Origin of the sequence: Bradyrhizobium diazoefficiens (assembly GCF_016616885.1) — a bacterium.
Classification (GTDB): domain Bacteria; phylum Pseudomonadota; class Alphaproteobacteria; order Rhizobiales; family Xanthobacteraceae; genus Bradyrhizobium; species Bradyrhizobium diazoefficiens_F.
In genome coordinates this window covers 2,894,997-2,918,318 of record NZ_CP067102.1, presented here as the reverse complement: position 1 = coordinate 2,918,318, position 23,322 = coordinate 2,894,997, and the positions used below count along the sequence as shown (strand labels likewise).

Below are 23,322 nucleotides of genomic sequence, written 5' to 3'. Positions count from 1 at the left end.
CCTGAGGCGTATCCGAGATCACTCAAGATTGGCTTAGCGGAATCCGGGGAGTCCGGCGGCGCCATTAACCGATCATTGACCATAAAAAACTAAGAAAAATCATGCGGCTACCAAATCCCTACCGGCGCCTGGCGACATCTCCGTCAAACTACGTAGAGCGACCCGCGCATGGCTTGACCGGACGGTATCTTGCTGCCGCACTGGTTCTGTTTGGACCGACATTTGCGGGAACTCCGCAGGCGTTCGCGCAACAGGCGAACCAGCCGGGGTTCGATCCGCGCCAGCCGGAGAAGTATTTTGAAAACCAAACCGAGCAGGAATCTCTGAGCCGGGCTCCGGTGAAGTTACCCTCGGTAGGCCAGCCGAACACTGGCGGCGACACCAGGCCGCAATTCGTGCTGCGCGGCATCAACATCAGCGGCGCCCACGTCATCCCCTACGACCACATCGCCGCCGTCTATCAGACCTATCTCGGCAAGAAGGTCTCGCAAGCCGACCTCGCTGCGATCGCCGGCGCAATCAGTGATCTCTACCGCGCCCGGGGATTCCACCTGAGCCGCGCGATCGTGCCGCCACAGGACATCGCCGACGGCCGTGTCCGGATCCGGGTGATCGAAGGCGCCATCGTGCAAGCCGATCTGAAGGGTGACGGCGCCGAGCAGTTCGGCGTGAGGCCAATGCTCGGGCCGGTCCTGGCCGAGCAGCCGTCGCGGCTGGCTACGCTCGAACGCCAGCTTTTCCTTATCAACGGCAGGCCGGGCGTTCGGATCACCGATACCGCGCTGGAGGAGATCGGCGGCGCGACCGGTCGTTTCCGCCTCATCGTCTATCTGAAGACCTGGCACGTCTTCAGCTCTTTCGGCCTGGACAACCTCGGCTCGTCGTCGGTCGGTCCATGGCAGACCTACGCGACGGGCGCCTTCAACTCCTATCTCACGCCGGGCGACACCCTCGCGGTCAACCTGTCGACCATTGCCAACGATCCGCGCGAGCTCGGCTTCGCGCGGCTGTCCTATGACGCACCGGTCGGCGTCGACGGCGTACGCCTCGGCGCCTCCGTCCTCTATAGCGCAGTCCGGCCGGGCGACGCGCGCCGCCTCGACAGCGACATCACCACGACGGAGGCTTTCGAGGTGCGGGCAAGCACCGTGCCCTTCATGTCGCAATCGTCGGGACTGACGCTCACCATGGCTGGGACCTTCAGCAACGTGTCGGAGCACGATCTCTACGGCCCCTGGTACAACGACCACATCAGGACCGCGAGCCTCACCGCCGATTACCGCCTTCAGGATCGCTTCGGCGGCACCAACTACGCGACGATGACCCTCCGCCAGGGCCTCGACGTCTTCGGCGCCTCGCATTTCGACGATGATCTGTTGTCGCGCGATGGCGCGTCGTCGAATTTCTCTGTGCTGAATTTCTGGTTCACACGCTACCAGACGCTCAACGACGCCTGGTCGCTCAAGCTGTCTGCGGCGAGCCAGACCGCGTCGCGGCCATTGTTCACCTCGCAGCAATTCTATCTCGGCGGCGCAGCCTTCGGCCGCGGCTATGGTGCGGCCGAGATCAGCGGCGACAACGGTCTTGCCGGCTCGCTCGAGCTGCGCTTCGACCAGAAGCTCAATTTCCCCTACTGGAGCGGCTACCAGCTCTACGCTTTCGGCGACGCCGGCGCAGTCTGGAACGACGGCTACCGTCTGAGCGACGGCCTTGCGCTGACGTCCGCCGGTGCCGGCGTACGGTTCTTCCTGCCGCAGGATTTCCAGGCGGATTTCGGCGTGGCCGTGCCCCTGAGTTACCGGGCGCCGGACAATGAGCGCCGCAGCCCGCGCTTCCTGTTCACCCTGTCGAGCGCGTTCCGGCTTTGCCCCGAACGCGGCAGAGGCGGCTGCCTCTAGCCGCGCGATCCTCGCCTCGATGCGACCCTTTTGGGGTCCTTCTCACAGACTTGCCTAAATTTAATCCCGTATCGTGCTCACGATCGCTCGATCCGGGGGTTTTCAATAGCCATGTTCAGTCAAAAGTGATTGAGACGGAACCATGAAGAGGGTGTTTGCAATCCTGGCTTTTCTCTGCGTCCTCGGGGCGGGCCAGTATGTCGTCGTCAGCAAGTTCGCGATCCGTCACGAGATGCTGTCCTTGTTCGACGCCGCGCGCCAGCGGCCGATCTCGGTCGAGATCGCGGTGCGGCGCGACTACGAGACCAAGGCCAATCTCGGCCTCTGGAAGCTTCCGGTCGCCATCATCAGCAACGGCAACACGGTCAAGGCCACCGAGTATTCCTTCCTCGCCAACGTGCTTGCCGCGCGCGGCTATCTCGTTGCCAGCATCCAGCAGGATCTGCCGAGCGATCCGCCCTTGATGACCCGTGTCGGCCAGAAATATGTCGGCCGGCGCGAGGTCTATATGCGTTGCGAGGCCAATATCCTCTACGTGCTGCACACGTTGAAGGGGCGGCAGGAGAACGCCGACTATGATCACATCACGCTGGTCGGTCATTCCAACGGCGGCGACGTCTCGATGTATGTCGCCCAGCAGCATCCCGAACTCGTGTCGAAGGTGATCACGCTCGACAATCTCAGGGTGCCCTTCGTGCTCAACGACCGTATGAAGATCCTGTCGTTCCGCTCCAAGGATCCGCATTTCCAGACCGACCCCGGCGTGCTGCCGACGCCCGAAGAGGCCAAGGCGCGCGGCATCGACATCATCCATACCGGTGCGCAGCATACCGAGATGAGCGATCGCGGGCCCGACTCGGTCAAAGAGAAGATCCAGGCGACACTTGACCGCTTCCTGCGCGACAGCGCCAGCAGCGCGCTCGCGCCGGCCGATACGACCTCCCCGATGATCATGAATCCCGGCGACTATTAGCCGGAACGCTTTGCGGCAGATCAACGCAGCTCCATGCCGGCCATCATAGAAGGGCGGTACAGCATGGGAGAGGCACGTGTCGCACCATATCGAAGGGCTTGATACGGCGAGCCTTGATACTCGGGGCCTTGGCCTGTTCCCGGCGCGGGTGCCCGGGCTCGCACGCCACCTCTATCGTTCGGCCCGCAGGCTGCTGCGGTCGATCATCGCCCGCATCGACCTCTCGCAATCTCCGGGCTCGTGTTGCGGCTGAGCTTTGCGCCAAGGGCGCAAACAAGCCCTCAAAATGCAAATCCCTGCCGGGTGAACCGACAGGGATCAGCAGAAAGGACGACGGACGGCGAATGAGGGTTCATCCGGTGGCCCATCATGGACCTGCACCAGGATTGAAATGCGCAGCGCGTCACTGCGCAAGATCAATTTGTGAGCACACGGTTATGGCGCGGGAAATCGGAACTTCCCTTGTCAGGATTTGCCCTTGCCCGGCTGCATGAAGTTGCCGGTCATCTGGCGCATGTGATCGCCGGCATTGGTGAACTGGCTGCGCAGGAATTCGGACTGAATCCGCATCGCTTCCTGAAGGTCGGTTGCGTGAACCAGCTTGCGAGCGTGTTCGAACGCCGCCTTCATGTTCTGCTCGGTGAAAGCAAGCGCCTGCTTGGATACGTCCGCGCTCGCTCCGGGAACGGACGACATCGATTTGGTGGCGGCATCGAAAAACATGCCGAATGCCTGCTCGGCCTGGTCGATGGTTTTCTCAGCCAAGTCGCGCAGTTCGGCCGGAACTTCGAGCTTCGGTTCGATCATGGTCGCACTCCTCCCTCTTTTTCCTGACTGATTACCACATTTGCCGCACCGTCTTCCAGCGCCCAAGCGCCGGCAACGGACGCCACCTGGCGGTCCGCTTGCCGGTCTGAAAGATGGACAAAGCGCAACGTCGGCCCGTGGCCGGGCTCAGGACAGCGGATGTTCGGGGATGGTTTCGTCGGTGACGAGGTCTTCGACGAGCTTGATGACCTCAAAGCGCTGCCGGGGGGCGAGCTTGAGAAAGGCGCGCAGCAGGCGGAGACTTTCGACGGTACCGTTCGCGGGTGCGCCGAGCTTAAGGTGCAGTTCAGCCGCGAAATTGAGGTTTTTCATCTCGCACCTATGACAGGACTGGGCTCTTCGGGGTCGGGCGTCGGGAGCCCCGATCGAGAACCGCACGCCGTCACCGAATGCCATGGCAACGACGAACTCTAGGTCGGGGCACCCCAGCAGATTGGTACGCTGAGCTGCATTTCTGGAGAGACTCGGCCCGACCCGAGAAGTTGCAATTATGGCAAGGAACAACCCCTCGATCAAGCCAAACCGTAGACTTAGCGATGCTTCGTCGGCATCATGCCACGGCGATTCCGGATAACAGGAATACGCGCTGCCGTCACCCACCTGCGTCAAGAAGCAGCAATCAGTCACCACACGGCCCCGATCGCTGTCAATTGGACCTGCGTTTCACTACGTTTCCCGGCGTGAACGGAAATTGGCAACCGCGGACTAGCGCTTCAGCGCATACACGTAATCGTTGAGCCCGATTTCGGCGGTTGCATCGTCCACAAAATGAACATCGATTCCGCAGCCGCTCTCCAGCGTCCATGAACCGTCGTTCAAGATCGTACGACCAAGCGGTTGCGAAACGGCCACGCAGATCTCGGGCGCCATGGCTGATGGACTGTTTGATTCGGGCGCGCGTCAGCACCAAAGGACGACGGCATGCTTTTTCGCTGCGATCTCATCAAGGGCGCCGCGGTTGCGCTTCTGACACTCTCGGCACAGGGCGCATGGGCGCAGGAGACCAAAATGAACCTTTTCAAGATCGTCACCATCAAGGACGAGATCATCGTCGGGCTATCGCCCGAGGAGCTTCAGGCGCTCGGCGGCAATGACGCGAGCGCGGTCGCGCACGCACTGGCGCAGAAGGGCGACCTCACCGTCTGGCAGTACAACGTGCATCGCGGTCAGAACGGTGAGATGCAGCAGGCGCCCACGGCCAAGATCGGGCTGCTGGCCGCCGCCTCGCTCCGCGTCGAGCCCTACACCACGCCCTACCAGATCATGCCGCATCCGTGAGGAGCGACGGAACAATGCCGGCGGCGGAAGCCGCCGGCAGCCACATTCAGGGGCGCCGCGCCGACGCATCGGTGGCAAAGCCGTAGACCAGCGCCAGCCGGTCGAGGCATTCGCGAAAACGCCGCGCAAAATAGTCGTTCCAGCGCTGGGTGCGCGCGGCGCGTCGCTCCCCGATCTGGTCCATCGTCAAGCCCAGCACCAGCACGTCATGCACCAGCGCGGCGCCGTCGGTGCCGAGCTCGCGCTCGACCCGGTTCAGCCGTAATACGGCCTGGCGTTGGCTCTCGGTGACGGGCTCGCGGGAGCGTGTGCCGTCGACATATTCGCGGGTCGGATCCATGGCCTGCGGGCCCCGTTCCGCCCGCTCCCAGTCGCTCTGGTAGGCGCGGCCACCCCGATATTGCGCCTCGTCGATCTGGTGATGCGAGTGCAGCCGGCCGAGCGGATCGTTGCGAATCGACCGCATCGCCACGATCTTCTCGTCCGGATCGAGCGCCAGGGGATTGTCGACCGCGACCTCCGCCAATTCTGCATTGAACGGCAGATCGCGCGATCGGCGGTCGTGAAGCCCGGTCAATTTGTAGGACATGTTGCGTCTGGCACGTGCCACTCGAGTACTCCTTGCGACACCAGAAGGGACACTGGCTGGTCAGGCGGCGGAGACCAGCCTCAGCACGACGGCACCGGCGGTCCGGCCGGACGCTGCTCCGGAACTGCGGGTCAGATGCGCATGCGGCGCGCAATAGCTCGAGCCAGGCTGACGCGGATGACCGCAGAAGCTGATCTCCTCTCCCTCCCTGTCACCGCCATAGGGATAGCGGCAGTCGCCTCGCTCGAGCTCGAGCAGCGCGATCAGTCGCGGCTGGACGCCGACGCAGCGCAATTTGACCGGATTGGCCGGCTTGAGTGCCGATGGCGGCGGCAGGTTCAGGCCGGGTATTGCAACACGAGGCGGCGAGTGCAGACCGGGCTCGCCCGGCAAGGACGGCACGATCGATGGACTCGTCATCCTTTCGGGCTCGGCGAGCCCGAGCCGCTTGGCGCGACCGACCACCGCATTGCGCGTGTAAGCCGTTCCAAACCTTGCGTTAATCTCCCTTCCGATCTCCGCATATGACAATCCCTTGAGAAAATAGTCGCGAAGCGCGTCGGAATGCTCCGACGGCCAATGGCCCGGTTCCATGCTGCTGTCCTGTGATGCGCCTCCCCGATCGATCCGGAGGCGGGACACACATTCCGGTATTCCGAAGAGAAAGTCAAGCCAGATTTCTGATATTCATAATTGCATCAATTCCGAATTTCGGATTATAAGAGAGACAAGGCGATTGGAATCGAAGGAATCACCATGTTGGACGTTGCAATGATCGAGCGGGGCCTGGAAAAGACAGGCAAGAGCAAGGGCGGCCTGGCAGCGGCCATGGGCGTGCGCCCGGGCGCGGTGTCGGAGATCCTCGGCGGCGAACGTCTTGTAAAGGCCTCGGAAATTGTTCCGATCATGGAATATCTCGAGCTCAATCTTGCGCCGATCATGGGCCGGGTCGGCGCCGGCGCCGTGATCGAGCCGGACTACGAACAGGTTCCTCCGGAGGGACTTGGCGACATCGCACTGCCGTTCCCGATCATGGAAGAGACCGTCGCCTTCGAGATTGTCGGTGACTCGATGCTGCCCAAATACCAGAGCGGCGACGTGATTGTGGTCTACAAGGATCAGCGCCACCCCTTGTCGAGCTTCTACGGTGAGGAGGCCGTGGTTCGGCTCAAGACCGGCGAGCGCTATCTGAAGACCATCGAGCGGGGCAAGTCTCCCTCCGTCGTCAACCTCACCAGCTTCAACGCCAAACCGATTGTCGGTGTGAAGCTCGATTGGGTCGGGGAGATCTGCATCTCCATGCCCAAGGGCCAGCTCGAGCGGCTGCGCGCCAGGTCGGCCCGCCCCCGCAAGAAGGGCAAGTAGGCGCCGATTTCCGATTTTTGGAAATCCAACTTGACTTAATTCCGTTTTTCGGAAATAAATCTGCCGCGCCCCGGGCTTGGGGCGCGCGGCAGGATCGTTTCATGCAGTATTTCGTCGTGATGATCGATTACGGGCGGCGCGGTCGCGAGGCGATCGTCGACCCGGAGATCACAAGACGCGAGGTCATCTCCCGCGTCACCTCCGGCGAGTACCGGAACATCTCGTTCATCCACGAAATCGCAGAGAATTCGGTCGAGGACGTGACCGAGGCGATCCTGGCCGAGGCCGCCCTTCCCCAGGTCCCGCCTGAAGATGTCGACCTCCAGGCGATCCGCCACGATCATGCCCGCGACCTGCGCAAGCACGAAAAGGCGTGACGCAGGCTCAGGCAGCCTGCGCCACTGCTCTATCTGAGATCACACCGTCAGAACGGTCGATCCCGTGGTTTTGCGCGCGGCGAGATCGGCGTGCGCCTTGGCAGCGTCCTTCAGCGCATAGGTCTGGCGCACCTCGATCTTGACTGCACCGGACTTCACGACGTCGAACAGCTCGTTCGCCATCGCGACCAGGTTCTCGCGCTTGGCGGCGTAAGTGAACAGCGTCGGGCGGGTGACGTAGAGCGAGCCCTTCTGGGCGAGCAGTCCAAGATTAAGCGGCTCGACCGCGCCGGAGGACGCACCGAACAGCGCGGCAACGCCGAGCGGCGCGAGGCAGTCCAGCGACTTCAGGAACGTGTCCTTGCCGACAGAATCGTAGACCACCGGCACCTTCTTGCCGCCGGTGATCTCGTCGACACGCTTCACGAAATCCTCGCGCGTGTAGATGATGACATGGTCGCAGCCATGCGCCTTGGCGAGCTTTGCCTTCTCGTCGCTGCTGACCGTGCCGATCACGGTCGCGCCGAGATGCTTTGCCCACTGGCTCAGGATCAGGCCAACGCCACCGGCCGCCGCATGCAGCAGAATGGTGTCGCCGGCCTTCACGCGATAAGTCTGCCGGATCAGGTACTGCGTGGTCAGCCCCTTCAGCATCATTGCGGCCGCGGTCTTGTCGTCGACGCCGTCAGGCAGCTTCAACAGCCGGTCGGCGGGGATCAGCCGCGCCTCGGAATAGGCACCGAGCGGTGCTGCACCATAGGCGACGCGATCGCCCGGCTTCAGATCGGTGACGCCTGGCCCGACCTCCTCGACGACGCCCGCGGCCTCGCTCCCGAGCCCGCTCGGCAGTGGCGCGGGATATACACCCGAGCGGTTGTAGATATCGACAAAATTAAGACCGACGGCAGTGTGGCGGATGCGCGCCTCGCCCTGCCCCGGCTTGCCGACGTTGACCTCCTCCCAGACCAGGACTTCCGGACCGCCGGTCTTGTGAAAACGAATCGCATGGGTCATGGGCGTTGCTCCCTTATCGTTGCGTTGATGGTCCGAGAAAAGCGGATCGGCCGGAGAAATAGGCATTTGGTCCGCCGGTTACAGTACAGAGACGTAACAAGAATGTCACAGCGAACGACAAACCCTCGCCGTTCCGTCTCTGTTCGAAAGAGTTGATGACGGCATCTACGCGACCGGCAGTAGCCTTTGCGCGGGGTTTGGTGGTCGCCTGCGAAGGAGAGCCGAGATGCCAGCTTATGTACAGCATCATCTGGATATCGAAATCGCGCCTGTGATTTGCCCGACGTGCATGGGGTTCCTGCCGATGTATGTGCGCGAGGTCGAGCCGCACTGGAGCCTTGCCAAGATCGACTTCGTCTACGAATGCGCCGATTGCGGCGCCGAGGTCAGGCAGACCATCCGCAAGCCGGAGCTGCTGCAGCACTGACCGCACCATAACTCGCCCGTTAAGTATTTGCGCTGAACGGAAAAAGCAGCCGTCAGCGCGGATCAGGCCCGTCCCAAACGAGGCTTGTTCTTTGCCGGGAACGCAGGCAGAACAAGCCTCAAGCAAGACCTTTGGGAGCGCCCTTTCGTGGCTGAACAGAAGGCCTCGACCTCGATCGAGGCAGTGGAGAGCGGCCTCGCTGCGCAAGGCTATATCGCGAGCCGGCAGATCGCGACCGCCGTCTATTTGTCGCAGCAGATCGAAAAGCCGATCCTGGTCGAGGGTCCTGCGGGCGTCGGCAAGACCGAGCTTGCCAAGGCGATCGCGGCCTGGCGCGGCATGAAGATGATCCGTTTGCAGTGCTACGAAGGCCTCGACGAAGCCAAGGCGCTCTATGAGTGGAAATACGCCAAGCAGCTGCTCTACACCCAAATCCTCAAGGACAAGCTCGGCGAAGTCCTTGGCGGCGCGCAGACGCTGCACGCCGCGCTCGAACAACTTCATGATTTCGGCGACGTGTTCTTTTCCAAGGAGTTCGTCGAGCCGCGTCCCCTTCTCCAGGCGCTGGAGCAGCCGGGCGGCTGCGTGCTGCTGATCGACGAGATCGACAAGTCGGATGCCGAATTCGAATCGCTGCTGCTGGAAATCCTCTCGGACTTCCAGGTCACGATCCCGGAGCTCGGCACCGTCTCGGCGATCACGCCGCCGACGGTGATCCTCACCTCCAACAGCGAGCGCGACCTCGGCGACGCCCTGAAACGGCGCTGCCTGCATCTGCATATCGGCTTCCCCGAGCAGCGGCTTGAGGAGCGTATCGTCGAGAGCCGCATTCCCGGCATCTCGCAGACCCTGCGCCGGCAGATGGTCGGCTTCATCCACGAGATCCGTTCGCTGGATTTGAAGAAGCTGCCCTCGGTCAGCGAGACGATCGACTGGGCCCGCGTGCTGGTGCTGCTTCAGGCTTCCGAGCTCGACACGGAGATCGTCAAGGACACCCTCAACGTGCTCCTGAAATACGAGGCCGATATCGAGGCAGCGCACCCCCAGATCACGACCTTCATTGCCAAGGCGGCACGGTCCAACGTCTTCGGTTGACGCCCGATGCGCGAGAACCTCCATCGTTTCTTTCGGGCGGCGCGCGGGGCCGGCGTCCATGTCTCGCCCGCCGAAAGCGTCGATGCGATGCGCGCCGTCGCGCAGGTCGGTCTCACCGACCGTGCCATCCTGCGCGACGCGCTGCTTCTGACGCTCGCAAAGTCGCAGGACGAGAAGCTCGCGCTCGGCGACTGCTTTGATCTATTCTTCAGCCAGCCCGAGCCGCGGCAGGATCAGCCCGAGGCCAATAGCGACGATGCTTCGCAGGATGCGGATCAACAGGCTGATCAGTCTCCGTCATCAGGCCCGGTGAGCGAGCCCGGCGAAGGTCAACCTCCCGAGAGCCTGGGCCCGCTTGCCCAGATGCTGCTGTCGCAAGACCGCAACGCAATCCAAGCCGCGATCGCCAGCGCCTCCGGTGCGGCCTCGCTGTCCGACATCCGCTATTCGACCCAGCGCGGCATGTTCTCCAGTCGCATCCTCGACGCCATGGGCCTTCAGCGCCTGCGCGACGATCTCGACGCGCTGACCGCGACCAACCCGTCGCTGGCCGAGCGTCTGCGGGCCGCGCTCGACGCCCTGCGCGAGGCGGTGCGTGATACCGTCTCGCAAGGGCTTGCGCTCTATGCCCGCGAAGAGGCCGAAAACCTCCGCAACGACATCCTGCGCAACGCGCCGCTGGCCCGCATCGAGCGGCGTCAGGTCGCCGAGATGCGGGCTCTCATCCGTCAGATCGCGCGCCGCCTGCGTGAGCGCTATTCGAAACCGCGCAAGCGGCAGCGCCGCGGTCACCTGGATGTCCGCCGCACGCTGCGCCGCAACGCCGCCTGGGGCGGCATCCCCTTCCTTACCGCATGGAAGCGCAAGCACCGCGACCGACCGAAGATCGTGGCACTGTGCGATGTCTCCGGCTCGGTCGCGCAGGTCTCGGATTTCTTCCTGCTCCTGATCCACTCGCTGCATGAAGTCGTGGATGACGTCCGTTCCTTCGCATTCTCGTCGCATCTGATCGAGGTCAGCGAGATCCTGGAGAAGAAGTCGCCCGAAGAGGCGATGGCCGAGATCATGTCCAAGGTCGGCTTCGGCTCGTCCGATTACGGCTCTTCGCTGGTCGATTTCGAAAAAGACTTCATGAGCACGCTGACGCCGCAGACCACGGTGATCGTGCTCGGCGACGCCCGCAGCAATAATCTCGACCCGCGCGCCGATATCCTGCGCCGAATCTCCGAACGCTCGAAGCGGCTGGTCTGGCTCAACCCCGAAGGACGGCTCGCCTGGGGCTTTGGCGATTCCGAGATGCCGCGTTATGCGACCTTTTGCAGCGTGGTGCGGCAATGCGCCACCGCGCAGCAGCTCGAGCGCGCGGTGTCCGATATCGTTGCGACTTACCAGTAAGTCCTGAGCTGGCGGCCAACGTCAGCTTCGCGCAAGCTCCGCCCGAGGAATGTTCCCCTCGCGAAAGTGATAGGCAATTTCGTCGAGCGCGCGCTGTTCCCATTCCTGGGCTTGCGCAAGCCAGAAAACCCGACGCTCAAAATCGAGCGCGGCGCGCTCACGGCACAGGGATTCCTGACTGCGAATTTCGACCAGCCTGTTCATGCACTCACACTCCTGTGTGTGAAGCTATTCCCCGCGAATCAGCCTAACAGAATCAAGACCGGCCGCCCCATCAATTTCTGTGCGTATCGCGACGCAGAATGAGACAGCAACACTTCCCGTGCACTGCGACGTCGCATCGCAACATCAAGTGAGATCATCAATTAGTGATCAGCGATGGGGACGATATCCGTATCCGAACGATCTTAACCATTGTGGCGCAACAGACTGCGGCAATTCGTGAAGAGAAGTTCTAAACAGCTCACCGAATTCCCGACTCATTGTCGTCGCATGGTCTTCATGCAGTGCCGCTAACAGGGGCGCTGCGAACGTGACTATCGCTTGAGGCAACATGAACGACGATTTCGACTTCGATCTTTCGCCGGATCAATGGGCAGCCCTGCGCACACTTCGTAATCCCGTAGTGAGCAATCGCCTCTCGAAGGCCTATCTCGTCGACAGCCTCGTCAAGCTTGGCCTCGTTGTCATTGATAATGGCGTGCCCACGATGACCCCCATCGGACGCAAGGTGCTGGTGCGCGGATCGTGCCGATTGCTGGACCTCGCGGCGTAACGTACGCATCAAAAGATCTGTGCGATCACGATCGCATATGCGACGAATACGACCCCGAGTCCCCACACCATCGCCGGAATCTGCGACCGCCGGCCGACGGCCACTTCCAGAGCGATGTAGCTCAGTGTACCCAGCGCCATTCCGTTGATCAGGTTATTGGTCAGCACGGTGACCAGCAGCGTCAACGTGATCGGAGCCGCATTGACGAGGTCGGTCATGTCGATGCGGGCGAGCCCTTGCATCATCAGCACGCCGACGAGCACGAGTGCGGGCGCGGTCGCTTGCGGCGGGATAACGACGAAGATCGGCCAGAAGAACAGCGCAAGAAAGAAGAATCCCGCGACGGTCAACGAGGTCAGGCCGGTGCGACCGCCGGCCTGCACACCGGTGATGGATTCGATATAGGCCGTGACGACGGAGGTTCCGAGCAGCGGTCCGACGATTGATGCTGTCGCATCGGTCGCAAACGCGGCGGTGGCATTCGGGATTGAGCCGTCTGGCTTGCGCAAATTGGCGGCTCCGGTCACGCCGATCAGCGTGCCCAGCGTCGAGAAGAATTCGGCGCACAAGAAATAGAACAGCAGCGGCAGTGCGACGACGAAATGGCTGAAGAGATAGCCGATGTCGAGCGCCATGAAGGTGCTGGTCGGCCAGCGCGGCCACGCCATGATGGCTGATGGCACTGACGTCACCATCTTGCCGTTGGCGCTTGGGACGAAGAAGCCGATCAGCGTGAGCACCGCGATTGACAGGATCAGCGCCGCCGGCACCCGGCGCACCACCAGCACCGGCGTGAGCAGGAGACCGAACAGCGTCAGCAGCACCGGCGGGCTGCGCAAGGAGCCCATGGCGATATAGGTTGACGGATTCTGGACCACGAATCCGGCGCCCCGTAGCGCAATGAAGACGATGAGAGTGCCGACCGCCGCCTGGATGCCGATCTTCAGCGCTTCCGGCACGTCCTTCGCGACTTTCTCGCGCAGCTTCGACAGGCTGAGGATCAGGAACAGCACACCGGTGAAGGCGACCATGGCGAGCGCGCCCTGCCAGGGCATGCCCATCTGCTTGACGATGACATAGGTGAAGATGACGTTCGAGCCCATCGCGGGCGCCACCGCAAGCGGCAGATTGGCCCACAGCCCCATCATCACCGAGCCGACGATCGCGGCGAGCGCCGTGGCGCTGACGAGATCGGCACGGTCCATCCCGGCGTTGGACATGATCGCGGGGTTGACGGCGATGATATAGGCCATCGCCGCGAACGTCGTCGCGCCAGCCATCACCTCGCGGCCGACGCTCGTGCCACGCGCGGTGAGACCGAAGGTGCGATCAAGCAGCCCCGAGGCTGCGCCCGGTGCCGGCTCGGCGGGAGCGGCTTGCGGCTTCGTCATTTCGTCCATCGCCGTCTTCCCCCTACCAGACCACCGGATGCGCTTCGCCGGTCTGCACATCAATGAACCCGAGCGGCGCCTGCTCGCACGGCGCCACCAGCACCCAGCTCCAGGGCGCACAGGTCAGCGTCGCAAACATGAGCCTCTCCGGGAATCCCGGATACCAGCGCGGCCGGAACGTCGGCTCGTACATCCAGTCGATCTTGCGACCTTCCGCATAAAGCGCCTGCATCTCGGCATCGAGCGCTTGCGCCGAGCGACAGCTCATCAGCCCGCCGACCTCGAAACGCACGGTGGCAACGAGCTCGCCCTCGCGCACCAGCGCCCAGCCGCCCTGAAGCTCGATCAGCGCGTTGACCGCCTTTGCCATCGCCGCGTCGGACGAGCCGACCACCCAGATGTTGTGCTTGTCGTGCGCCACCGAGCAGGCAACAGCCGTCTCCGGCGTGCGCGGGCCACAGCCGCGCCAGAACATCTTGGCGACGCGCCCGTCGCCGGAAAAGCGATCGACGATGGCGAATTTGGTGATGGCCTCGCTCTCGTCGCGCTGCACGGCACCGTTACGCACCGGCAGCTCGAGGGTGTAGAATTCGGGATGCCAATGGAAGGGACGGATCACCGCCGCCTTCATCGTGCTACGGCCAGGCTCGGCCGGCAGTTCGAAATCCTGAGGCTTGATCGCGCGCTTGATGTTGACCGTCTTGGTTGCCCAATCCGGCCACTGGATCTCGGGCACTTGGCCGAGATAGCGTTTGCCCTCGGAGACCTGCGCGCCATCGGCCCACACTTCGGCGATCGTGAGCTTGGCCACGTCCGAGAGCAGCACGACATCGCCGAACCGCCCCGGAGCCAGGCTGCCGACGAACGGCGTGAGGCGCATGTGCCGCGCCGGGTTGATGGTGAGACACTGGATTGCGATCTCGGGCGCAAGGCCGGCCTCGATCGCGACCCGCGCATTGTGATCGCTGGCGCCGAGCTCGAGCGTGTGGCTGGCACTGCGGTCATCCGTCGTGAACGCGATCTGCGACCAGTCCTGCAGACCCTTCGCGAGCAGCCATTTCACGATCTCATCCATCGCGTAGACTCGCAGCTCGACGAACAAGCCGCGGGTGAGCTTGTCCCAGGTCTCCTCCGGCGTCTGCACCTCGTGGTCGGAGGCGAGCCCGGCCGCGGCAAAGGCGTTGATGGAGGGCAGATCCCGCAAGCCCGAGGCGTGGCCTTCGACGACGCCACGCGCTGCGAACGTCGCCTCGATCATGCCCCAGAGCCGCTTGTAGGAGGGATTGTCGGGATTCCACACCGCCGGCCAATCCATGACTTCGTCGAGCCCGGTGACCATCAGGCTCTCGGCCATGAAGCCCGCCTGCTCGTCGTGGCCATACCAGCCGCCACCCCACTCATAGGCTGTCGGCGGCACCGCCGATCCCGGCTGCGGAAATATCTTGAGCGGCGAGCCGCGGCGGCGTGCTTCGAACCAAAACTCGAGATTGCGGGCGCCGTTGACGTTGGAGAACTCGTGGCTCGCCTCGCAGGTCCAGGTATTGCCATGCGGCAGCACCAGCGCCGCCTCCCATTCCGGCGTCAGATGCGAGCTTTCGATATGCTTGTGCACCTCGCCGAAACCGGGGACCGCCGCAAGATCCGGCCGATGCACGCGCTCGCGGACCTCGCCGGGATAGCTGCCGGCCGGCCCGACCCAGGCGATGCGCCGTCCCTTGAAGACGATCTCCTGATCCTCGCTCCAGCTGCGGCTGTGCACATCGAGCAACCTGCCGACCCGCAAGGCGCGATCGGCCGTGCGACGACCGAGCGCCGTCAGCACCAGGACCTGACGAATGCGAACCTCGTCGGACGCGTTGATCAGGAGGTCGTCGGGAATCGCGTTCATGGCCTGCCTCACTCCACGCCGGTGCGTTCGCGCGCAGTGCTTCGCTTGCGCGGCGATTTGCCATCCTTGCCGTTGCACGCCGCAGCGGCATCGCGCTGACGGACATCTTTCAAAAGGGTCGTGAGCGCCCACTCGACCGTGTCGGCGACCTCGGCGCTGGACATGCCAAAGTCCTCACGCATCGCATTCCAGGCCAGCACGTTGTTGAGATAGGATGCGAGCGCCTCCGCCTGGCGGACCTCCTTTGCGGGGAGATGCCGCACCAGCGGCGCCATCGCCTTGCGATGCTGGTCGATCAGGTGCCGCCGGAAGCCGGCGCGCACCCGCCGGCCAGCCCGCGTCATCGCAATGGCACGCGCCAGATGCGGATGACGGTCAAATCGTTTGCACAGCTTGCGGAAAATATCCGGCAGTTCGTCGGGCGAGGTAAAGGGAATATAGCTGAAGACGTTGTCCTCGATCCACTCGCCGGCCGCCGCAAACAGCTCCGCGCGGGTCTTGAAATGCCGGTAGATGGTTCGCTCGGCCACCTTTGCGCGCTTGGCTACCGCGGCCATGGAAATGTCGTCGGCCGCCTCGTCCTCCAGCGTCTCGACAAAAGCCGCGACGATGCGCTGCCGCGTCATCTCGGCATATTCGTCGCGAAGGCTGGCGATATGTCGCTTTACTGTACTCATGTCATAAGTCTGACATCGGTCAGATTGGAGGGTCAAGCCGAGACTTGAGGCACACCGCGCCGCAACAATGGGCGTCGGCATGGCCTGGGGCCGGCGGCCCCGTGCGAGCACCGCTATCGCCATCGCAGACGTCTGCATGTGCAGGCCGGAAAACCAGACGTTCTCCTGGATAATCCGCGACAATCTGGCACGTTAGTTGCTCGTTCTTGGGACGAAACGTCGTCAGAATCGAGGGATTTGTCATGTCGACCATTGCCGCGGCCCCGGCCGCAGAGCGCAAACCACTTTACGGCTCGCTGTTCGTCCAGGTCCTCGCAGCGCTGATCCTCGGTATCATCCTCGGCGTGGTCGCGCCGGACTTCGCCATCAGCCTCAAGATCCTCAGCGATGCCTTCCTGAAGCTGATCTCGATGATCGTGGCACCGATCGTGTTCTGCGTCGTCGTCCACGGCATTGCCGGCGCCGGCGACCTCAAGAAGGTCGGCCGGGTCGGCGTCAAGGCACTGCTCTATTTCGAGGTGATGACCACCGTGGCGCTCGTGGTCGGGCTGATCCTCGCCTACATCTTTGGCCCCGGCCATGGCATGAACATCGATCCCTCGACGCTCGATGCCAAGGCCCTCAACACCTACGCCGACAATGCCCACAAGCTTCAGGGCGCAGGTGTCGGCGCTTTCCTGCTCAACGTCATTCCAAGCACGTCGTTTGATGCGCTGTCGCGCAACGACGTGCTCCAGGTGCTGTTCTTCGCCGTGCTGTTCGGCATCGGCCTCGCACTGGTTGGCGGCGAGAAGGGCAAGCTGGTCACGTCTGTCATCGACGCGGCCTCCACGGTGCTGTTCCGCGTCATGGGACTTATCGTCCGCGTCGCTCCGCTTGGCGTGCTCGGCGCGGTCGCCTACACCGTCGGCAAATACGGCGTCGGCTCGCTGAAGCAGCTGGTCTCGCTGGTCATGCTGTTCTACGTCTCGGTCGGCATCTTCGTGCTGGGCGTGCTCGGCGGCGTGATGGCGCTTGCCGGAATCAACATCCTCAAATTCCTCGCCTATCTGCGCGAGGAATTGACCATCGTGCTCGCGACCGCCTCGTCCGACGCGGTGCTTCCCCAGATCATGAAGAAGCTGGAGCGCATGGGTGTGAAGGATTCCGTCGTCGGACTGGTGATTCCGACCGGCTATTCCTTCAATCTCGACGCCTTCTCGATCTATCTGACGCTTGCCGTCGTCTTCATCGCGCAGGCCACCAACACGCCGCTGTCGTTCGGCGATCTTCTGCTGGTGCTGGGGGTCTCCCTGATCACGTCAAAGGGCGCGCACGGCGTACCGGGCTCGGCGATCGTGATCCTCGCCGCGACGCTGAACGCGGTGCCGAGCATTCCGGCGATCGGCCTCGTGCTGGTGTTGTCGGTCGACTGGTTCATCGGCATGGCTCGCGCAGTCGGCAACCTCATCGGCAACTGCGTGGCGACAGTCGTCGTGGCCGCCTGGGAAGGCGACCTCGACCGCGCCAAGGCGGCCAAGATGCTCGAAGGCGGCGAGCTCGTGGACGTGACGGCAGGCTAAGGCGTTGTCGTTCGTCCTAGCGCAGATGCCCGCGCTCGAAATGCCTGCGTTCCTCGCGCGTCAGCGGAGGCCTGGCCGCATTTGCCGGCGTCACCGCAGCGACCGGGGCGGCGCCGGGTTGTTGCGGCGCCAGTACAAGTACGTCGACGCCGTCAGCGGTGACCTGCATCGCATAGTCATGGCCGCTGAGGAGCCGGGCCACCACGCGCCGCAATGGTCCATCGAAGACTCCCGTCGTCGGCGTGTCGAGCGCATCGGTGGTGCGATAACGCAGATTGAAGCGCTCTTGCAGCGCCGTTAGCACATCGCGGAGCGAAGCGCTCTGGACTTCGAGATGCACGGCCTCCGGCCTGCCTCCGACCTTCACCTCGGCTGACGCGGCTCGACCGAAGGCCAGGAGGACGGCAGACGCGATCACGAGGAGCCTCGATGGTCGCAGCATCGTCACGCCAGCTCCGCTTCCGGAATCTCGCGTGCCAAGCGTTCGCGAAGCGGCCACAACCGTTCGGCATGGTGACGCCATTTTCCGACCGAAGACGCGTAGACCGGCCGGCGCACCTGAACGGCGCTGGCAGTCGCCGATGGCGCCGGGCTTTCATGAAAGCGCATCACCCCATCTTCCCAGGGCAGCCCGAGAAAGCCGATGATATCCCGGCTTGCCGCCGCCTGATCCCGCACAATGTCCTCGTAGTTGATTTCCATGAGCACATTCGCCGGCAGCACGGTGCGCCAGTGTCGCGACAGACGGCGGTACGCAAGATAATAGTCCGCAAGCTCGGTCTGCTGATATGAGAATGAGAACTTGCCGCGGAAGTGCGCCTTGTAGATCGCCCAGCACGCGTCCATCGGATGCCGCTGCACGAGGATGATCTTCGCGGACGGCAGCGCCGTGTGGATGAGACCACAATAGAGGTAATTCTCCAGCGTCTTGTCGATGAAACGCACATTGGCTGGCACGCGAAGCGCCGCGGCCGAGTCCAGATAGCGCCTGCCGATGCCTTCGGGGTCGCGGCCGCCCGGCCGCCCTGCCAAGGCGCGGCGCATCTCGGCTGCGAACGCGCCGGTCTCGCCTGCCGAATGCATCGCCGAGTGGCTCGCGATGATGCGCTCTACCAGCGTCGTGCCGGTGCGCGGCAGGCCGGTGACGAAGAAAGGCGCAGCGTCGACGTAGCCGCGCGGCGCTGCTTCGATCCAGCGTCGCGTGTGCGCCTGGATGATGGCATCGATCTCGCCAATTTCGGCGGCGGGGTCGCGAGGAAGCGATCGGCGCTGCAGGTTGCAGCCAGCCTCGACATGATCGAAGGCGCGCTCCCAGAGCTCGATGTCCTCGCACTCCTTGCCGAGCGCAAAGCGCAGCATGATCTCACTCGGAGCAGACAAACCTCCCTCACCGATCAGCGCTTCCATCTCGTCGATATGGTTGCGATCCGGGCTCTGGATACGCAGGTCCGACCGCAAATAATGCGCAAGGCCGTAACGGCGGTCGCTGGCAATGGCCGCGTCGCAATGCGCTTCGGCATCGCCGAGTGCGCCGATCATCCGCTCGGTAGCGGCCAGGTTGAAAAGATATTGCGGCACGTCCGGCCGGCCGAGGACGGCGCGACGAAAGAGTTCTCTCGCCCGTTGCTGTAGCCCGAGCAGACCGAACATCGCACCGACCGCATCGAGCGCATCCGGCGCATCGTCGAGATGCTGTGCCGCGACGTCGGTCGCCGCACAGGCCTGGCGCGTGTCACCGGTCATGAACAGGCATTTCGCGCGCAACACCAGCGCAATCGGGTTTGTCGGCGCCAGAGCGACGGCCCGATCGGCGCTGACGGCCGCTGCATCCTGCCTGCCCCGCAGCAGCGCCGTCTCTGTCAGCAGCGCCCAGGCACGCCACTCGGAGGGATTTTGGCCGAGAATCCTGGCGCAGATCTGTTCCGCGGCACCCACGTCGCCTCCGGCAAACGCGTCACGCGCGACGTCGATCGAAGCGGCACTCATCGAGAGCGCAACATCCACGCAAATGACTCCATGACACGACGAGTGATGAAATCGACCCGGTGGCCAATCAGCCCCAGGTCGATTGGTGGACCCATCAGTTGTGGTCAGTCGTCGTCGCGGTCATCGTCGCGACGATCGGCAAAGTTGAAATTGCCGAAGAGATCGCCGATCGACGGCCGGTTGACGGGAACGTAGGGATTGTCGTCCGACGCTATCGGGTTGGGCAGAGTGTCGCGCGTCTTGGGCCCGAGCGGCTTGAGATGCCAGTTGCGCTCGATGAACTTGGTGATCGAGACGTGATCGCCATATTCATGCGACATGTGTCCGCCGCGCGAGTATTTCGACACCACCAGCAACGGAATCCGCGTGCCATCGCCGAAGAAGTCGACCGGCTGGATATAGCCGGAATCGTAGTAGCCGCCACCCTCGTCCATTGTGATGACAATCGCGGTCGACTTCCACAGCTCCTTGTTGGACTTCACCTTGTCAACGATGTTCTTGGTGAAGGCCTCGAAGAGATCCACACGGGAGGACGACGGATGTCCGTCGTTGAACGTGCTCGGCTTGACGAAAGACACTGCCGGAAGATTGCCATCGGCGATGGCGTCGTAGAGATCGAGCGTATCCTTCATGTGCGCATTGCGTTGTGCCGCATTGGTCATGACCGAGGCGGAGAACAGGAACGGATTGCAGATGTTGCAATAGAGATAGGCGACCGGGTCCAGAGCGCCAAAATTGGTGCCTTCACCAGGCGCGGTCTTGAAGTCATTCCAACGCTCGCCGAAATAGGCCCAGGAGACATCGACCTGGGTCAGCGCGTCGCCGATGTGCCGCTGCTTGATGACAGGCGGCAAGGTGAAGGGACCGTTGTTGTTCGGATCGGTGGCGCCGCTGCCGATATAGGCCGGCACGTAGTTGTTCAGGAGATAGTAGGCGTTCGGCGCACAGCGCGGCGGCACATGGATGGCGTTGAGGTAGGTGACGACCGGACCAACGCCCGGCTGGCCCGGATCGGAGCAGTTCGAATAGCTGCCACCACCATATCCGTCATTGAGATACCAATTGTTGGTGCCGGGCGCCGGGTTCGGGTTCTCGATCTCGTTGACATATTGCGGCGGATTGGAACCCGGGACCTGCACGTGGTCAGGCTTCGCGGGGTCGCCCTTGTCGTCGGCATAGTAGAGCGCGTCGGCGTAGCCGATCATCATGTGATTGGCGAAAGTGCCGCCCATCACGCTCTGGTGGAAATTGTCGTTGAGCGTGTACTTGCGCGCAAGCTCGGTCAGATATGGCGCGTCGCCCTTGGCGACATTGTAGAAGCCGAGCGCGATCGCGCCTTCCTTGAGGGCGTGCGGCGTTGGATTGCCGTTGCTCCCCGAGGAAACGCTCGCTTCCACAAAGGTGAAGAGATCGGCTTGGCAGCCGCTCGGATTATGATGCGTGGCCTTGGCGGCATCGCAGTCCAGCTGCTGCCACATCTGGTAGAACCGGTGCACCGGACTGCCACCATAGGTCTTGTAGAGGCTGGTCGGGGTCTCGCCGGCCTGCGCCAGCGTCACCAGCGGATAGGCTCCGTTCGGCAGATTGTCGAAATCCAATATGCGCGAGTCCGGCGAATTGCCCGGCAGTCCTGTGGCGCCCGTCGTGAGCAGCGGCAGATCCTGCTGGCGGAGGCCGTAATCCGCCTGCTGGGCGACTTGCAGCGTTGCGACGCACCCGGGCCCGTTGAGCGCGGCCTGATCAACGGAGGTGTAGCAAGATTGCGGCGCGTAGGAGGTTCCCGGCGCCTGCACCTTGTTGGTCGTGCTGTTGTACGGAGCCTTCTGACCGGGGTTGATGGAGTAGGTGTTGTTGACCACGGCGGAGAATTGTGCCGACTTGGCGTAGTTCGGTCCGGGCAAGCCGTCCTTGGTGATAATGCCCTTGGAGAGCAGATTGTCGACACGCTCGCCCGGACGATGCGGCTCATAGGTGGCGAAGACGTGGTCGAATGTACGGTTTTCGCCGAGGATGACGATCACATGCTTGATCGGCGACTCAGTCCGATCGCCGTTCTTGTTGCTCCCGCCGAGCAAATTGGTGTCGGCGGCATAAACGTCATATCCCATCAGCGACAGGATCGCGGCGGTGATCACGGTGCGATCGCGTAGACGTCGTGTCGTTCTCGAAAGCATTGCACACCCCTCTGCTCGTTTCTGAAGGCTGAAATTATTCAGTGCACTTCAAGCTAGGGGTCGCACTTGTCAGACATGCTGCACGAGAATGTCACTTGCATTACGCGATTGTGACGGCGTGCAGAGACACGTTGTCGCAACCGGCCGGCAGTTGCGGATTGCTGTCAATGGCTTGCTAGCCATCCATCCAAGGGTTCCATTGCGAGAAGGGCCAGACCGCGAGCTCGCGCTGCGGTGCCTTCAGTCATTCCACTGGAGGAGCGGCGTCCCAAACGCCCTCCTCCAGACTGACAGGAAGCGCGGAAACCAGGAGTGGGCCACCGCGCCTTTGTAGGCCCAGGTGCGATATTTCAGGCCCTGCTCGGAGATCAGCTCCTGATAGCCGCCGTGGACTTCGGTCGCGGTGCGAATGTCTTTCAATATCCCTTGCGCGCAGCCGCGGTAGGTATCGCTCGCCGCGAACTCGTCAAAGTCCAGCATGCGGTCCGCGAACTCGACGTTGAACGTCGGCCAGGACGAGCGCCCTTGATAGGCCGGCGCCGCGATCTTGTGGATCATCTTGTTCCGCGGATTATCGGCCGACACCAGGAAGTGGAATGTGCTGGGGATGCGGAAACGCGGCTCGGCAATGATCAGATCCGTCGTGGCCGCAAACAAGGCGCGCTCGCTCGCATCGCTCATATCCCAGAAGCCGCGATGCACGCTGACGAAATCCAGCGCGACCAGGGACACCGGCGTGCCCGCCGGTCCATCCAGCGAATGCCTGATATAGCCGTCCTTGCCGAACAGACGGAGCAGGCCCTTCTTGTACTCTGCGAGGTCGCGCCCGAGCAGCCGCTTCAGCTCGTTCTCGTCGACCACGCCGAGCTGCACGCCCCACACGAAGGTCGTGTAGACGCAGGCATTGGTGACAAAACGCCGGCGCTCGGCGCGGGTGTCCGTTGCCGCAGAGCGTGGCCCGCCGGCATCGCACAGCAAATATCGGACGCCGTCAGCCTCGAACGGCTCGAGCTCGCTTGCGAGCTTCAGGATCGCGCGCTTCAGATCGCCGCCGTATTCGGCCAGCAGCAAACGACCGGCATGCGCGCATTGCGACATCGCCAGATAGGACGACGCCCGCTCCTCGGCGGAGAGCATCTGCCGGAGGCCCGCGAGAATGCCGAGCAGCGTATCCGAGGGACGCGAGAAATAGTTCACGCCGAGATACCGGCCGCGTCCCGCGGGAACGATGGTCGTCGTGACGACGTCGGCGCGAACCGCCTCCAGCAACAGGCGCACGCTCTTTTCAAGCAGGCGCGCCCGGCGCACCGCGTCCTGTGCATCCATGATGGTCTCAGGGTCGAGAACGTCGGGATAGAACCAGGCGAAGTCGCGCGGGTAATAGGCGGAGGCGTGCGGTGCGCCCGTGACGAGGAACGCCTCGGTCACCGAAAAGGCGCTATCCATCGAGTGCCGGTAAAGGTCCTCGATGGCCGACAAGGAATGATGCGACTGTCTCAGGAACCGATCACCGAGAAAATTGAGCGCCTGAAGCGCATTCGCGACAAAGGTCGCAGCCCTGCCCTGGTAAAACCGGTTCTCTCGATGGGATGGAAAGGAAATATCGCTGTTCATCTGTGTGGGTCGGCTG

General features: G+C 63.0%; 25 protein-coding genes. 11 read left to right on the top strand and 14 right to left on the bottom strand.

The features are described from left to right. Positions 1–101 precede the first annotated feature (101 nt). From JJC00_RS13285 to JJC00_RS13275, 3 genes are all read left to right on the top strand, one after another. Positions 102–1,898: a ShlB/FhaC/HecB family hemolysin secretion/activation protein gene (locus JJC00_RS13285; protein ID WP_200472981.1), complete on the top strand. Its 1,797-nt coding sequence runs from the start codon at positions 102–104 to the stop codon at positions 1,896–1,898. A 142-nt stretch (positions 1,899–2,040) separates the two neighbouring features. Next, on the top strand, positions 2,041–2,871 hold the full coding sequence (locus JJC00_RS13280; RefSeq protein ID WP_200472980.1) for an alpha/beta fold hydrolase: 831 nt from the start codon (positions 2,041–2,043) through the stop codon (positions 2,869–2,871). A gap of 76 nt (positions 2,872–2,947) precedes the next feature. Next, complete coding sequence (locus JJC00_RS13275) at positions 2,948–3,124, top strand: hypothetical protein (protein WP_200472979.1); 177 nt, start codon at positions 2,948–2,950, stop codon at positions 3,122–3,124. Between the two features lie 212 nt (positions 3,125–3,336). Here JJC00_RS13275 and JJC00_RS13270 read toward each other — a convergent pair whose 3' ends face one another. From JJC00_RS13270 to JJC00_RS13260, 3 genes are all read right to left on the bottom strand, one after another. Beyond that, positions 3,337–3,678: a phasin gene (locus JJC00_RS13270; protein ID WP_200472978.1), complete on the bottom strand. Its 342-nt coding sequence runs from the start codon at positions 3,676–3,678 to the stop codon at positions 3,337–3,339. A 147-nt stretch (positions 3,679–3,825) separates the two neighbouring features. Continuing rightward, positions 3,826–4,011: a hypothetical protein gene (locus JJC00_RS13265; protein WP_027531907.1), complete on the bottom strand. Its 186-nt coding sequence runs from the start codon at positions 4,009–4,011 to the stop codon at positions 3,826–3,828. Positions 4,012–4,404: 393 nt separating this feature from the next. Further along, positions 4,405–4,569 carry a hypothetical protein gene (locus JJC00_RS13260; RefSeq protein WP_200474389.1) on the bottom strand — a complete coding sequence of 55 codons (165 nt, stop codon included), beginning with the start codon at positions 4,567–4,569 and terminating at the stop codon, positions 4,405–4,407. Positions 4,570–4,620: 51 nt separating this feature from the next. Between JJC00_RS13260 and JJC00_RS13255 the strand changes: the two genes are divergently transcribed. Beyond that, entirely contained in the window at positions 4,621–4,977 is a 357-nt protein-coding gene (locus JJC00_RS13255; RefSeq protein ID WP_200472977.1) for a hypothetical protein, read from the top strand. Positions 4,978–5,023: 46 nt separating this feature from the next. Here the strand turns inward: JJC00_RS13255 and JJC00_RS13250 are convergent, their stop codons facing one another. Together JJC00_RS13250 and JJC00_RS13245 are read right to left on the bottom strand one after the other, a co-directional pair. Next, positions 5,024–5,587, bottom strand: coding sequence for a hypothetical protein (locus JJC00_RS13250; RefSeq protein ID WP_200472976.1), 564 nt, complete (start codon positions 5,585–5,587; stop codon positions 5,024–5,026). Between the two features lie 39 nt (positions 5,588–5,626). Then, positions 5,627–6,160 carry a GcrA family cell cycle regulator gene (locus tag JJC00_RS13245; protein ID WP_200472975.1) on the bottom strand — a complete coding sequence of 178 codons (534 nt, stop codon included), beginning with the start codon at positions 6,158–6,160 and terminating at the stop codon, positions 5,627–5,629. Between the two features lie 162 nt (positions 6,161–6,322). On the opposite strand from JJC00_RS13245, the gene JJC00_RS13240 reads away from it, so the two are divergent. Continuing rightward, on the top strand, positions 6,323–6,931 hold the full coding sequence (locus JJC00_RS13240) for a S24 family peptidase (protein WP_200472974.1): 609 nt from the start codon (positions 6,323–6,325) through the stop codon (positions 6,929–6,931). A gap of 101 nt (positions 6,932–7,032) precedes the next feature. Then, positions 7,033–7,308, top strand: coding sequence for a hypothetical protein (locus JJC00_RS13235; protein ID WP_200472973.1), 276 nt, complete (start codon positions 7,033–7,035; stop codon positions 7,306–7,308). Positions 7,309–7,347: 39 nt separating this feature from the next. Here JJC00_RS13235 and JJC00_RS13230 read toward each other — a convergent pair whose 3' ends face one another. Beyond that, complete coding sequence (locus tag JJC00_RS13230; protein ID WP_200472972.1) at positions 7,348–8,322, bottom strand: quinone oxidoreductase family protein; 975 nt, start codon at positions 8,320–8,322, stop codon at positions 7,348–7,350. 226 nt (positions 8,323–8,548) lie between these two features. Here JJC00_RS13230 and JJC00_RS13225 point away from each other — a divergent pair, with 226 nt between their 5' ends. The 3 genes from JJC00_RS13225 (at position 8,549) to JJC00_RS13215 (ending at position 11,239) form a co-directional block, all read left to right on the top strand. Further along, positions 8,549–8,749 carry a hypothetical protein gene (locus JJC00_RS13225; RefSeq protein ID WP_200472971.1) on the top strand — a complete coding sequence of 67 codons (201 nt, stop codon included), beginning with the start codon at positions 8,549–8,551 and terminating at the stop codon, positions 8,747–8,749. Positions 8,750–8,896: 147 nt separating this feature from the next. Next, positions 8,897–9,844: an AAA family ATPase gene (locus tag JJC00_RS13220; RefSeq protein ID WP_200472970.1), complete on the top strand. Its 948-nt coding sequence runs from the start codon at positions 8,897–8,899 to the stop codon at positions 9,842–9,844. A 6-nt stretch (positions 9,845–9,850) separates the two neighbouring features. Further along, the gene (locus JJC00_RS13215) at positions 9,851–11,239 is read left to right on the top strand and encodes a vWA domain-containing protein (RefSeq protein WP_200472969.1); all 1,389 of its coding nucleotides are present in this window, start codon (positions 9,851–9,853) and stop codon (positions 11,237–11,239) included. Positions 11,240–11,260: 21 nt separating this feature from the next. Here the strand turns inward: JJC00_RS13215 and JJC00_RS13210 are convergent, their stop codons facing one another. Next, positions 11,261–11,443, bottom strand: a complete 183-nt coding sequence (locus tag JJC00_RS13210) for a hypothetical protein (protein WP_200472968.1) — start codon at positions 11,441–11,443, stop codon at positions 11,261–11,263. 349 nt (positions 11,444–11,792) lie between these two features. Here JJC00_RS13210 and JJC00_RS13205 point away from each other — a divergent pair, with 349 nt between their 5' ends. Then, a complete protein-coding gene (locus JJC00_RS13205; RefSeq protein WP_200472967.1) occupies positions 11,793–12,014 on the top strand; it encodes a hypothetical protein in 222 nt (73 codons plus the stop codon). Between the two features lie 8 nt (positions 12,015–12,022). Here the strand turns inward: JJC00_RS13205 and JJC00_RS13200 are convergent, their stop codons facing one another. The 3 genes from JJC00_RS13200 to JJC00_RS13190 are packed head-to-tail and all read right to left on the bottom strand — an operon-like array spanning position 12,023 to position 15,970. Then, complete coding sequence (locus JJC00_RS13200) at positions 12,023–13,414, bottom strand: NCS2 family permease (RefSeq protein ID WP_200472966.1); 1,392 nt, start codon at positions 13,412–13,414, stop codon at positions 12,023–12,025. 13 nt (positions 13,415–13,427) lie between these two features. Continuing rightward, positions 13,428–15,293 carry an adenine deaminase gene (locus tag JJC00_RS13195; RefSeq protein ID WP_200472965.1) on the bottom strand — a complete coding sequence of 622 codons (1,866 nt, stop codon included), beginning with the start codon at positions 15,291–15,293 and terminating at the stop codon, positions 13,428–13,430. A gap of 8 nt (positions 15,294–15,301) precedes the next feature. Beyond that, entirely contained in the window at positions 15,302–15,970 is a 669-nt protein-coding gene (locus tag JJC00_RS13190) for a TetR/AcrR family transcriptional regulator (RefSeq protein WP_200472964.1), read from the bottom strand. A 242-nt stretch (positions 15,971–16,212) separates the two neighbouring features. On the opposite strand from JJC00_RS13190, the gene JJC00_RS13185 reads away from it, so the two are divergent. Beyond that, positions 16,213–17,532 carry a dicarboxylate/amino acid:cation symporter gene (locus tag JJC00_RS13185; RefSeq protein WP_200472963.1) on the top strand — a complete coding sequence of 440 codons (1,320 nt, stop codon included), beginning with the start codon at positions 16,213–16,215 and terminating at the stop codon, positions 17,530–17,532. 16 nt (positions 17,533–17,548) lie between these two features. Here the strand turns inward: JJC00_RS13185 and JJC00_RS13180 are convergent, their stop codons facing one another. The 4 genes from JJC00_RS13180 to JJC00_RS13165 form a co-directional block, all read right to left on the bottom strand. Then, complete coding sequence (locus JJC00_RS13180; RefSeq protein ID WP_200472962.1) at positions 17,549–17,950, bottom strand: hypothetical protein; 402 nt, start codon at positions 17,948–17,950, stop codon at positions 17,549–17,551. A gap of 26 nt (positions 17,951–17,976) precedes the next feature. Further along, positions 17,977–19,536 (bottom strand): tetratricopeptide repeat-containing sulfotransferase family protein, encoded by a 1,560-nt coding sequence (locus JJC00_RS13175; RefSeq protein ID WP_200472961.1) that lies wholly within the window; start codon positions 19,534–19,536, stop codon positions 17,977–17,979. An 86-nt stretch (positions 19,537–19,622) separates the two neighbouring features. Continuing rightward, positions 19,623–21,692: an alkaline phosphatase family protein gene (locus JJC00_RS13170; protein WP_200472960.1), complete on the bottom strand. Its 2,070-nt coding sequence runs from the start codon at positions 21,690–21,692 to the stop codon at positions 19,623–19,625. Between the two features lie 240 nt (positions 21,693–21,932). Beyond that, positions 21,933–23,306: a hypothetical protein gene (locus JJC00_RS13165; RefSeq protein WP_200472959.1), complete on the bottom strand. Its 1,374-nt coding sequence runs from the start codon at positions 23,304–23,306 to the stop codon at positions 21,933–21,935. Between the last annotated feature and the right edge of the window lie 16 nt (positions 23,307–23,322).

Excerpts from the sequence above, each read along its gene's own strand:
- JJC00_RS13285 (WP_200472981.1), top strand. The coding sequence starts at position 102 with ATGCGGCTACCAAATCCCTACCGGCGCCTGGCGACATCTCCGTCAAAC.
- JJC00_RS13280 (WP_200472980.1), top strand. The coding sequence starts at position 2,041 with ATGAAGAGGGTGTTTGCAATCCTGGCTTTTCTCTGCGTCCTCGGGGCG.
- JJC00_RS13270 (WP_200472978.1), bottom strand. The coding sequence starts at position 3,678 with ATGATCGAACCGAAGCTCGAAGTTCCGGCCGAACTGCGCGACTTGGCT.
- JJC00_RS13265 (WP_027531907.1), bottom strand. The coding sequence starts at position 4,011 with ATGAAAAACCTCAATTTCGCGGCTGAACTGCACCTTAAGCTCGGCGCA.
- JJC00_RS13260 (WP_200474389.1), bottom strand. The coding sequence starts at position 4,569 with ATGGCGCCCGAGATCTGCGTGGCCGTTTCGCAACCGCTTGGTCGTACG.
- JJC00_RS13255 (WP_200472977.1), top strand. The coding sequence starts at position 4,621 with ATGCTTTTTCGCTGCGATCTCATCAAGGGCGCCGCGGTTGCGCTTCTG.
- JJC00_RS13245 (WP_200472975.1), bottom strand. The coding sequence starts at position 6,160 with ATGGAACCGGGCCATTGGCCGTCGGAGCATTCCGACGCGCTTCGCGAC.
- JJC00_RS13240 (WP_200472974.1), top strand. The coding sequence starts at position 6,323 with ATGTTGGACGTTGCAATGATCGAGCGGGGCCTGGAAAAGACAGGCAAG.
- JJC00_RS13235 (WP_200472973.1), top strand. The coding sequence starts at position 7,033 with ATGCAGTATTTCGTCGTGATGATCGATTACGGGCGGCGCGGTCGCGAG.
- JJC00_RS13230 (WP_200472972.1), bottom strand. The coding sequence starts at position 8,322 with ATGACCCATGCGATTCGTTTTCACAAGACCGGCGGTCCGGAAGTCCTG.
- JJC00_RS13225 (WP_200472971.1), top strand. The coding sequence starts at position 8,549 with ATGCCAGCTTATGTACAGCATCATCTGGATATCGAAATCGCGCCTGTG.
- JJC00_RS13215 (WP_200472969.1), top strand. The coding sequence starts at position 9,851 with ATGCGCGAGAACCTCCATCGTTTCTTTCGGGCGGCGCGCGGGGCCGGC.
- JJC00_RS13210 (WP_200472968.1), bottom strand. The coding sequence starts at position 11,443 with ATGAACAGGCTGGTCGAAATTCGCAGTCAGGAATCCCTGTGCCGTGAG.
- JJC00_RS13205 (WP_200472967.1), top strand. The coding sequence starts at position 11,793 with ATGAACGACGATTTCGACTTCGATCTTTCGCCGGATCAATGGGCAGCC.
- JJC00_RS13200 (WP_200472966.1), bottom strand. The coding sequence starts at position 13,414 with ATGGACGAAATGACGAAGCCGCAAGCCGCTCCCGCCGAGCCGGCACCG.
- JJC00_RS13195 (WP_200472965.1), bottom strand. The coding sequence starts at position 15,293 with ATGAACGCGATTCCCGACGACCTCCTGATCAACGCGTCCGACGAGGTT.
- JJC00_RS13190 (WP_200472964.1), bottom strand. The coding sequence starts at position 15,970 with ATGAGTACAGTAAAGCGACATATCGCCAGCCTTCGCGACGAATATGCC.
- JJC00_RS13185 (WP_200472963.1), top strand. The coding sequence starts at position 16,213 with ATGTCGACCATTGCCGCGGCCCCGGCCGCAGAGCGCAAACCACTTTAC.
- JJC00_RS13170 (WP_200472960.1), bottom strand. The coding sequence starts at position 21,692 with ATGCTTTCGAGAACGACACGACGTCTACGCGATCGCACCGTGATCACC.
- JJC00_RS13165 (WP_200472959.1), bottom strand. The coding sequence starts at position 23,306 with ATGAACAGCGATATTTCCTTTCCATCCCATCGAGAGAACCGGTTTTAC.